This is a genomic window from Gordoniibacillus kamchatkensis (assembly GCF_000829455.1).
GTDB classification, from domain to species: Bacteria; Bacillota; Bacilli; order Paenibacillales; family NBRC-103111; genus Gordoniibacillus; species Gordoniibacillus kamchatkensis.
In genome coordinates this window covers 18,970-27,205 of sequence record NZ_JXAK01000073.1, presented here as the reverse complement: position 1 = coordinate 27,205, position 8,236 = coordinate 18,970, and the positions used below count along the sequence as shown (strand labels likewise).

The 8,236-nt window shown below is 53.9% G+C and carries 7 protein-coding genes, 1 tRNA gene and 1 rRNA gene; 8 read left to right on the top strand and 1 reads right to left on the bottom strand.

Annotated features, from left to right (window positions below; all coding sequences use genetic code 11):
• The 8 genes from rrf to SD70_RS28230 form a co-directional block, all read left to right on the top strand.
• Positions 1 to 99 (top strand): 5S ribosomal RNA (rrf, locus tag SD70_RS34145); the annotation flags it as partial.
• Positions 100 to 473: 374 nt separating this feature from the next.
• On the top strand, positions 474 to 1,472 hold the full coding sequence (locus tag SD70_RS28260; RefSeq protein ID WP_041051783.1) for a putative glycoside hydrolase: 999 nt from the start codon (positions 474 to 476) through the stop codon (positions 1,470 to 1,472).
• A gap of 80 nt (positions 1,473 to 1,552) precedes the next feature.
• The gene (guaB, locus tag SD70_RS28255; RefSeq protein WP_041051781.1) at positions 1,553 to 3,010 is read left to right on the top strand and encodes an IMP dehydrogenase; all 1,458 of its coding nucleotides are present in this window, start codon (positions 1,553 to 1,555) and stop codon (positions 3,008 to 3,010) included.
• 114 nt (positions 3,011 to 3,124) lie between these two features.
• Positions 3,125 to 4,426 carry a D-alanyl-D-alanine carboxypeptidase family protein gene (locus SD70_RS28250; protein WP_041051780.1) on the top strand — a complete coding sequence of 434 codons (1,302 nt, stop codon included), beginning with the start codon at positions 3,125 to 3,127 and terminating at the stop codon, positions 4,424 to 4,426.
• A 114-nt stretch (positions 4,427 to 4,540) separates the two neighbouring features.
• Positions 4,541 to 5,422, top strand: coding sequence for a pyridoxal 5'-phosphate synthase lyase subunit PdxS (gene pdxS, locus SD70_RS28245; RefSeq protein WP_041051779.1), 882 nt, complete (start codon positions 4,541 to 4,543; stop codon positions 5,420 to 5,422).
• Positions 5,423 to 5,497: 75 nt separating this feature from the next.
• On the top strand, positions 5,498 to 6,076 hold the full coding sequence (pdxT, locus tag SD70_RS28240; RefSeq protein ID WP_041051778.1) for a pyridoxal 5'-phosphate synthase glutaminase subunit PdxT: 579 nt from the start codon (positions 5,498 to 5,500) through the stop codon (positions 6,074 to 6,076).
• 22 nt (positions 6,077 to 6,098) lie between these two features.
• Positions 6,099 to 7,379, top strand: coding sequence for a serine--tRNA ligase (gene serS, locus SD70_RS28235; RefSeq protein WP_041051777.1), 1,281 nt, complete (start codon positions 6,099 to 6,101; stop codon positions 7,377 to 7,379).
• 65 nt (positions 7,380 to 7,444) lie between these two features.
• A tRNA-Ser gene (locus SD70_RS28230) sits at positions 7,445 to 7,531 on the top strand.
• 89 nt (positions 7,532 to 7,620) lie between these two features.
• Here the strand turns inward: SD70_RS28230 and SD70_RS28225 are convergent.
• A complete protein-coding gene (locus SD70_RS28225; protein WP_041051776.1) occupies positions 7,621 to 8,067 on the bottom strand; it encodes a GNAT family N-acetyltransferase in 447 nt (148 codons plus the stop codon).
• Positions 8,068 to 8,236 lie beyond the last annotated feature (169 nt).

Below are 8,236 nucleotides of genomic sequence, written 5' to 3'. Positions count from 1 at the left end.
GGGGAACCACGCGTACCCATCCCGAACACGACCGTTAAGCCCTCCAGCGCCGATGGTACTTAGACCGCAGGGTCTTGGGAGAGTAGGACGTCGCCAAGCAAGTAAAAGAGTCTTTTTGGCAAAAGAGCCAAAAAGACTCTTTTTTCGTTGTAACAGCTTTGAGTCATACTACCTCCAAGGGATGGAGCTGACGGCGATGGCAGCTGGCATCCGGTTACCTGCTAGGAGGGATTGCGATGAAAATAGCGCAATGGGTTATGTTGACCCTCATGCTCGTTATGACGGGTTGTGGTGCTAATGCAGGCCAGCCTTTGCCGAAACCGTCTGCAGCTGAGCCCAATGCCGTCCCTCAACAACACATGGAGTCGGCGCCCAAAATGACTACAGCTGACGTTCCCCCCGTCCCAGAGCATGTGAGAAAGCTGATGGCACTCCCTGCGCCTCCCCCTGCGCCGTTACCGCAGCCGCAACCGGTGCGCAAACCGGCGGTCGCCGCTAAAGGCATTTATGTATCGGCATGGAAAGCAAGGGGCGCGTCGCTCGAGCAGCTGATCAAACTATTGAACGACACCGAACTGAACGCTATGGTTATCGATGTGAAGAACGACTCCGGACAAATAACCTACGATTCGCAAGTAGCGCTTGTTAACGAGGCGGGCTCCGACGATACGAGGCCGATTGCCGATATGCGAGGACTGCTAAAGCGTCTTAAGGACAACAATATTTACACCATTGCACGAATAGTTGCTTTCAAAGATCCGTATTTGTGCAGCGTGCGAAAAGATTTGGCGATGCAAAAAAAAACCGGCGGCGTATGGCGTGACAGGAAAGGGGTAGCTTGGGTCGACCCGTATCATCCCGTCGTACAAGCCTATAATATCGATCTCGCGAAAGAAGCCGCGCAGCTCGGATTCGACGAAATCCAGTTCGATTACGTAAGGTTTCCCGAGAATGGCGACAAAGTCGATAGCGAGGTCAAGTTCCGAAACCCGCAAAAACTGAGCAAACCGGAACTGATCGCGAGCTTCCTGGAAAAGGCGAAAACGGCGCTGCCAAACGTGCCGGTCTCGGCGGACGTATTCGGCATGACGCCTTCCGTTGCGGGGGACATGGGAATCGGGCAGGAATGGAACCGAATCAGCCCGATCGTCGACGTTATATCGCCTATGGTGTACCCTTCACATTATAGTCACGGAGCCCTAGGTATCCCCCATCCGGATCTGAATCCCTATGCGATGATTCATCGGGCGTTAAAGGATGCCGTTAGCAAAAACACGCAGCTGGAGCAGCAGCGTCAATCGGCGGCCAAAGTGCGGCCTTGGCTGCAAGCTTTTACCGCGAGCTGGGTGAAAAACCACCAAACGTACGGGGCGAAGCAGGTGCGGGAACAAATCAAGGCGGCGAAAGATCTTGGCATCGACCAATACTTGCTGTGGAATCCCGGCTGCACGTACTCGCTGCGTGAATCATAATTTTGCTCGCCTTCCTTGACACGAAAAATGGCCTTTTGTTAAGATTGTAGAAATATACGGGAGTGGGGAGGCTTTTTGTTGTGTGGGACAATAAGTTTGCGAAGGAAGGGTTAACGTTCGACGATGTGCTGCTCGTGCCTCGAAAGTCGGAAGTGTTTGGCAAGGAGATCGATGTTAGCACAGAGATTCACCCGAAGGTGAAGCTGAACATTCCTTTCCTTAGTTCGGCGATGGACACGGTGACGGAGTCGGCCTTGGCGATTGCGATCGCAAGAGAAGGCGGAATCGGAATCATTCACAAAAACATGCCGATCGAGCAGCAAGCGGAAGAAGTAGACCGGGTGAAGCGGTCGGAGAGCGGCGTTATCACGAAGCCGTTCTCGCTGACGCCGGAGCATCATGTGTACGACGCGGAGGAGCTGATGGCCAAGTTCCGGATTTCGGGCGTACCGATTGTCGACGACAACAAGAAGCTGGTCGGCATTTTGACAAACCGGGATTTGCGCTTCGTTCATGATTACTCCACCAAAATCAAAGAAGTGATGACCCGCGAAAATCTCGTGACGGCGCCGGTCGGTACGACGCTCAAGCAAGCTGAAGCCATTTTGCAGAAATACAAGATCGAGAAGCTGCCGCTGGTGGACGAGCACAACGAGCTGAAAGGCCTAATCACGATTAAAGATATCGAGAAGGCGATACAGTTCCCTAACGCCGCCAAGGATGGACAGGGCCGCTTGCTGGTTGGCGCGGCGGTAGGCGTATCGAAAGATGTGATTGAGCGTGCCACTGCTCTTGTGGAGGCGGGCACCGACATCATTACGGTGGATTCGGCGCACGGCCATCATATCAACATCCTCAACACCGTGAAAAAGCTGCGACAGATGTTCCCAGAGCTGCCGATCATGGCCGGAAACGTGGCAACGGGCGATGGTACTCGCGATTTGATCGAAGCTGGAGCTTCCATCGTGAAGGTCGGCATAGGTCCAGGCTCGATTTGTACGACGCGTGTCATCGCCGGCATCGGCGTGCCGCAAATTACCGCCATTTATGACTGCGCGCAAGTCGCCCGGCAATACGGCGTACCGGTCATCGCCGACGGCGGCATCAAGTACTCCGGCGACGTCGTGAAAGCCATCGCGGCCGGTGCGAGCGCGGTTATGATCGGCAGCCTGTTCGCCGGCACGGAAGAGAGCCCGGGCGAATCGGAAATTTACCAAGGACGCCGCTACAAAGTCTATCGCGGTATGGGTTCGCTCGGAGCGATGAAAGAAGGCAGCAAAGACCGTTACTTCCAGGAGAACGAGAGCAAGCTCGTGCCGGAAGGCATCGAAGGCCGGGTGGCGTACAAAGGGCCGCTCGCGGATACGATTTTCCAGCTCGTCGGCGGTTTGCGTTCGGGTATGGGGTATACGGGCTCGCCTAACATTCAGTCGCTCATCAACGACACGCAATTCGTTCGCATTACGGGGGCGGGCCTGCGGGAGAGCCATCCGCACGATGTGCAAATTACGAAAGAAGCGCCGAATTATTCGTTATAATTTGTAGACCATATTTTGGATGGGCGGAGGGAGCTTCCTCCGCCTTTCTTTTTTTGAGAGAATAGGTAACGGTATGGTACAATGAAAGAATATTAATCATGGGAGTGTGGAACAGTGAAGGTGTTTGGGAAGTATGGGAAACTGGCAATCGGCCTTGTCCTCGCAGCACAGCTGGCGGTTTCTCCTCTACTGGGAACAAGAGTGCAGGCAGCGGAAACGGACACCCCCAATTTGGGTTTAAACTCAAAATCGGCTATTCTCATGGAAGCGTCAACAGGACAGGTGCTGTACGAACAAAATTCGGACCAACCTATGTCGCCGGCCAGTATGGCGAAAATGATGACCGAATATTTGATTCTGCAAAGCATCGACGATAAGAAAATCAACTGGACCGATATGGTTCCGATTAGCGAATATTCCGCCGTTTTATCCAACAACAAAGCGCTCTCCGGTATCCCGAAAGCACAGGGCGACCAATACTCGGTACAGGATTTGTTCTACGCGGTCACGATTTATTCCGACAACGGCGCGGCAGTCGCTCTCGCGGAACGAATCTCCGGGTCGGAAGAAAAATTCGTGCAGCTCATGAACGATACTGCGCAAAAATTCGGCTTGTCGAAAGATGCGCATTTCATTGACACGTCTGGCCTGGACCGAGTCGATCTTGGCAAGTACGCGCCGCAATCGATTCCCGGGGAGACGATTTTCACGGCGCGGGATGCGGCGCTTATCGCGTACCATTTGCTGAAGGATCACCCGAAAATTTTGGAGTATTCCAGCATTCCGGCGAAGAAATTCCGCCCGACGGACGCCAATCCGATGATCAACTACGATTGGATGTTGGAAGGCAACAGCAACAATCAAAACTTCAAGAAATACGTCTATCCCGGCGTAGACGGGCTGAAGACGGGGCACACCGATAAAGCCGGATATTGCTTTACGGGGACGTCCCAGCGGAACGGCACGCGTCTGATTTCCGTCGTCATGAACGCAAGCACGCGCGAGAACAGCTTCCTGGATACGAAAAAGATGTTCGACTACGGATTTACGAACTTCGAGAAGAAGGAAATCGTAAAGGCAGGCACTCCTGTCGATCAATTAAAGGCCGTTCCGATCAAGAAAGGCGTCAATAATGAAGTCGCTCCTCTTACGGGAGAAGGGCTTACTCTGTTCGTGAAGAAAGATACGCCGGACAGCGCCTTTGCGAAAACGGCCCAGGGCGACGCCAATCTGGTAGCTCCGATCAAGAAAGGCCAGCAAATCGGCACGTTGACGGTAACCTATAACAACAAGCCGTATACGATCAAATTGGTCGCTGCTAACGATGAAGAGAAGGCCAGCTGGATCCGGCTCTTGTTCCGGGCTATCGGCAATTTCTTCGGGGATCTGTTCGGGAATATCAAGAAGTCCATTTAACCGTTCGCCGGTTGTATATTTGCAGTGCTTCATGTAAAATATTTGTTTAGAGTTTACTCGATTTATAGACCGGCTTGTCGATATTAGGCAGTACCGTACAGGAGGTAATGGAGAATGGAAACCGGAACATCGCGTGTAAAAAAAGGCATGGCAGAAATGCAAAAAGGCGGCGTCATCATGGACGTCATGAACGCCGAGCAAGCAAAGATCGCCGAAGCGGCCGGCGCATCCGCCGTAATGGCGCTGGAGCGCGTACCGTCCGACATTCGGGCGGCTGGCGGGGTAGCGCGCATGGCTGACCCGACGATCGTGGAAGAGGTCATGAAAGTCGTATCGATTCCAGTTATGGCGAAGGCCCGCATCGGCCATTTTGTCGAAGCGAAAATTCTCGAATCGATGGGCGTCGACTATATCGACGAAAGCGAAGTGCTGACGCCTGCGGACGAAGTGTTCCACATTAATAAAAAAGATTTCACTGTGCCGTTCGTCTGCGGCGCACGCGACCTCGGAGAAGCGCTTCGCCGCATCGGCGAAGGCGCGTCGATGATCCGCACGAAGGGCGAGCCGGGAACGGGCAATATCGTTGAAGCGGTGCGCCATATGCGGATGATGATGTCGCAAATTCGCAAAGTGCAAGGCATGTCCAAAGACGAGCTGATGGCCGAAGCGAAAAACCTCGGAGCGCCGTACGAGCTGCTGCTCCAGGTTCACGAGACAGGCAAGCTGCCGGTCGTCAACTTCGCCGCAGGCGGCGTTGCCACTCCGGCCGACGCGGCGCTCATGATGCACCTTGGCTCCGATGGCGTTTTCGTTGGCTCCGGCATTTTCAAATCCGACAATCCGGAGAAATTCGCCAAGGCGATCGTTGAAGCGACGACGCACTATACCGATTATGCCCACATTGCGGAGATCTCCAAAAACCTCGGAACCCCGATGAAGGGCATCGAAATTTCCAAGCTGCCGGCCGCGGAACGTATGCAGGAGCGCGGTTGGTAATAGTCATTTGCCGCCTCCGGGCGGCTTTTCGCAACCTGACGGGAGCAAGTCGCTGGGAAAGAAGGAACGAATAGCATGAAGATTGGCATACTTGCGCTGCAAGGAGCTGTAGCCGAACATATTCGCATGATCGAGAAGGCTGGCGGGGAAGGCGTCTCCGTCAAACGGCCGGAGCAGCTGCGCGAGCTGCAAGGCATCATCATACCGGGCGGAGAAAGCACGACCATCGGCAAGCTGATGCGCACTTACGGCTTCATCGACGCGCTGCGCGAATTCCATAAGCAAGGCAATCCGGTGTTTGGCACGTGCGCCGGCCTGATCGTCATCGCCAAGGAGATTGCCGGCCAGCCGGAAGCGCATCTTGAGCTGATGGACATCAAAGTTGCGCGGAACGCCTTCGGACGCCAGCGCGAGAGCTTCGAGACCGACCTTGAGGTGAAAGGGATCGCCGACGATGTGCGTGCCGTCTTCATTCGGGCGCCGCTCATCGAAGCGGTAGGCGCGGGAGTGGAGGTTTTGTCCTCGTACAAGGGACAAATCGTAGCGGCGCAGCAAGGCTCCTTGCTGGCCACGTCGTTCCATCCCGAGCTGACGGACGATCACCGCATCCATGGCTACTTCCTTGATATGGTGAAAAAGGCGCATCAGTCATAATACCCTTACTGGAGGGGTTTGTTTGTTCGACGTAAAGCTACTCAGAAACGAAATGGACCGCGTCAAGACAGCGATGGCAAATCGCGGCAAGCAGCTGCCGGAGCTGGACCGTTTTGCAAGCCTGGACACGAAGCGCCGCGAAATGCTGCAGGAAACCGAGCAGCTGAAAAACCGGCGCAACGTCGTGTCGCAGGAAGTGGCCGTCAAGAAGCGGGCCGGCGACAATGCGGACGAGCTCATTCAAGAGATGAAAATTGTCGGCGACCGCATCAAAGAGCTGGATGACGAAATTCGCGTGCTAGAGGCGGAGCTGAACGACATTACGCTCAGCATCCCGAATATGCCGCACGAATCGGTTCCGGTCGGCGCCTCCGAAGACGACAATGTCGAGCTGCGGCGCTTCGGCGAGCCGACGTCGTTCGGCTTCGAGCCGAAGCCGCATTGGGAGCTGGCGCAAGAGCTCGGCATTCTCGATTTCGAGGCGGGGGCCAAGGTGACGGGATCGCGCTTCGTTTTCTACAAAGGGCTTGGGGCACGGCTGGAGCGGGCGCTCATCAACTTCATGATGGATTTGCACGCGAATGAACACGGATACGAAGAAATGCTGCCGCCTTACATCGTCAACCGGGATAGCTTGACCGGGACGGGCCAGCTGCCGAAGTTCGAGGAAGACGTGTTCAAGCTGCAGGGGACCGACTTTTTCATGATTCCGACGGCGGAAGTGCCGGTCACGAACTATCACCGCGAAGAAATTGTCGCGGCCGAGCAGCTGCCGCTGAAATATGCCGCATACAGCGCTTGCTTCCGTTCGGAGGCCGGAGCGGCGGGGCGCGATACGCGCGGACTGATCCGCCAGCACCAATTCAACAAAGTAGAGCTCGTGAAGCTCGTCAAGCCGGAGGACTCGTACGCGGCCCTCGAAGATCTTACGAAGCATGCCGAGAAAGTATTGCAGCTGCTCGGGCTGCCGTATCGCGTGCTGACGCTCTGCACAGCCGATCTCGGCTTCTCGTCGGCGAAGACGTACGACCTTGAAGTGTGGCTGCCAAGCGGAAATTCGTACCGGGAAATTTCTTCGTGCAGTAATTTCGAGGACTTCCAGGCACGCCGTGCGGGCATTCGCTTCCGCCGCGACGCCAAGGCGAAGCCGGAATTCGTGCACACGCTGAACGGCTCGGGGCTCGCCATCGGGCGCACCGTCGCGGCTGTGCTGGAGAATTATCAGCAAGCAGACGGCAGCGTGAAGGTTCCGGACGTACTCGTCCCTTATATGGGCGGGATCTCCGTCATTGCTAGGAAATAGCGCTTGCCAACGATTTTGTTCATATGCTACAATCCAATACGTCCCGTTTGAAATCGGGACCGTTTGGAGAGGTGGTCGAGTGGTTTAAGGCAGCGGTCTTGAAAACCGCCGTAGTCGTGAGGCTACCGTGGGTTCGAATCCCACCCTCTCCGTATTTGCATATTCGGTTCATCAATAAAACGCACTGGCTGCTGCATAAGCGGTCTGGTGCGTTTTCGTATTTGTGACGGTTGGCGAAACATTAATCGAACTTTTTTATGAAGTTCTTTTGGTCCTTTGTAAATTTATAGCCGCGTCGTTCGTACAACCTGTGAGCGTTGATTCGACTTGGGTGGGATAACAGTTTGATCCCGGAAAATCCGTTGTCTTTTCCCCACTGTTCAAGATGCTCAATCAACATGCTGCCTACGCCTTGCTTTCTATACTTTTCTTTAACAACGAATCCTAGGACGTTTACTAAAGACTCGGAAAAAAGCAATTCATACGGACTTCCATGAATGTATCCTATGACCTCGTTGTTTTGTTCATAAACAAAGATCACATCGTTGGTTTTCTCTAGAATGATTTCGATTTTTTCTTTTACTTTTTCTTCGGAAAATAAATATAAATTGGGGTTAAAATCTTGGTTTAACAAATAAATATCACGATAATCGGACACCCGAATTTCCCTGACACGGTTTTCGTTCATTTTCCACCATCCTAACAGCAGAATCGATTAACGTCTGCTTTTTATCAATTTCGATATCGGCAATGCCAGCAGAGCAAGCACGGCTAAGATGGCAAGCGTAATTCCAAAGACGGGATGCGCAGCCAAATTCATTCCGCTTGCGGAAATGAACATTTGTACGACGAAAAAT